Source organism: Vibrio sp. M260118, from assembly GCF_036533755.1.
GTDB lineage: Bacteria > Pseudomonadota > Gammaproteobacteria > Enterobacterales > Vibrionaceae > Vibrio.
The window spans coordinates 1-2,181 of the sequence record NZ_JATABG010000477.1 but is presented as its reverse complement, the minus strand read 5'-3'; the positions used below and the strand labels follow the sequence as shown (position 1 = coordinate 2,181).

Sequence of the window (2,181 nt, the reverse complement as noted above, 5' to 3'; positions counted from 1 at the left end):
CTCTAGGTCGCTATCTATTTGTAATACCTTACTAATTACAGCGCTATCTGGTATTGAAAACGCTACTTTGTTACTAAATCTCGGTAAACTCTTCCTTAGTTCTTTGAGTTTCTTTACAATTTTCTGATAATTTGACATATGGTTATCAGGGAGAATGCCCGCTTCGATCGGTAATTCTTGATAGTCGACAAGCACAAATGTGCCTTTGTTTGGCTTAAGGACGACCGCTTTAATGCTGTGGCGTGCTATTTCAATGCCTGTAACTAATGATTTACCCATGCAGCTTAGCTCCGTACTTTTTGCTTAGCTCATATGCTTAAATTGATGGTTAAATAAGCACATAGACAAATGAGCTAAATGTTTAGCTTAAAGTACAAGGGTTTGCATATGGCAAACTCAATCAATCAGGGAATCTCCGGTGAAGTTCATAAAGCGCCTACTTATATTCACATTGATTTGCATAATTCTTGGGGTCGGTACGATATTCGGCTTCTACCTATATGTGAAACCAGAGCTACCAGATGTAGCCACACTGAAAGACGTCAAGCTACAAACGCCAATGCAGGTGTTTAGCCAAGATGGCAAGTTGATTTCTCAGTTCGGTGAAAAACGACGTATACCCGTTGCCTACGACGATATTCCTCAACACCTGATTGAAGCGTTGATTGCAACCGAAGATAGCCGTTTCTACGAACACCCAGGTATCGACCCTATCGGTATTACTCGAGCGGCAGTTGTGGTCGCAATGTCTGGCTCTGCTAAACAAGGCGCGAGTACGATTACTCAACAGCTAGCGCGTAACTTCTTCCTCTCCAACGAAAAGAAGATCATGCGTAAAATAAAAGAGATCTTTATTGCGATTCACATCGAGCAATTGCTTAGCAAGCAAGAGATCATGGAGTTGTACGTCAACAAAATCTTCTTGGGTTACCGCTCATATGGCTTCGGTGCAGCAGCGCAAACCTACTTCGGAAAAGAGCTTAAAGACCTGACGCTAAGTGAAATGGCGACGCTTGCAGGTATGCCCAAAGCGCCATCAACGATGAACCCCATTTATTCAGTGGAACGTGCAACTCATCGCCGTAATGTGGTGTTACTGCGTATGCTTGATGAGAAATACATTACCCAAGATGAGTATGATGAAGCACGTGCCGAAGAGATCGTTTCTCGCTACCACGGTGCTGAAATCGAACTGAGTGCTCCTTATGTCGCTGAGTTGGCGCGAGCTTGGATGGTGGCACGCTATGGTCAAGAAGAGGCCTATACGTCTGGGATGAACATCTACACTACAGTCGACTCAAAGCTTCAAGAGGCTGCCAATCAATCTGCTATCAACAATCTGCTCGCTTACGATGAACGTCATGGCTACCGTGGTGCAGAAAAAGTGCTTTGGCAGCCTGGCAAGCCCGCATTCGATGATGAGACTATAGATAAAACACTTGATAACGTTCCGACATACGGTCAGCTAGTCCCTGCCGTTGTGACCAAAGTAGATAGCAAGCAAGCGACGGTTTGGATTAAGAACCAAGGCTTGAATACCATTGAATGGGATGGCATGAAGTGGGCTCGTAAGTTCCTAACCGATGACCGCCAAGGCCCAGCACCAAGCACGGCTAAACAGATCCTTGCTGAAGGCGAGCAAATTTGGGTTCGCCAAGTTGAGCAAGTCATCGAAGACCAAGAATCAAGCTTCACATGGCACTTAAGCCAAGTACCAAACGCAAATACCGCGTTTGTTGCGATGAACCCTGACAACGGTGCCGTGATGTCTCTGGTGGGTGGTTTTAACTTTATCCACAATAAATTTAACCGCGCGACTCAATCAGTGCGTCAGGTGGGATCAAGTATTAAGCCTTTCATCTATGCAGCCGCCATCGATAAAGGTCTAACGCTGGCTACTCTAATTAACGATGCGCCCATCAACCAGTGGGATCAGAGCCAAGGCACAGCGTGGAGACCCAAAAACTCTCCACCGACTTACACAGGTCCAACTCGTCTTCGTATTGGCTTAGCGCAGTCTAAAAATGTAATGGCGGTTCGTGTGTTGCGTGAAGTTGGCCTAGATGAAACGCGTCAATACCTAACCCGCTTTGGTTTTGATATCGACCAAGTGCCACGTTCAGAAACTATCGCCCTTGGCGCTGGTAGCTTAACACCGATGAAAATGGCGCAAGGTTACTC

General features: G+C 45.9%; 2 protein-coding genes. One reads left to right on the top strand and one right to left on the bottom strand.

Going from position 1 to position 2,181, the window contains the following annotated elements:
- Nucleotides 1-279: pilus assembly protein PilM (gene pilM, locus QTO00_RS18575; RefSeq protein WP_331426091.1), on the bottom strand; the 279-nt coding region annotated here is incomplete at its 3' end.
- Nucleotides 280-418: 139 nt separating this feature from the next.
- Here pilM and QTO00_RS18570 point away from each other — a divergent pair.
- Nucleotides 419-2,181 (top strand): penicillin-binding protein 1A (locus tag QTO00_RS18570; protein WP_331426090.1); only part of this gene is annotated, 1,763 nt, incomplete at its 3' end.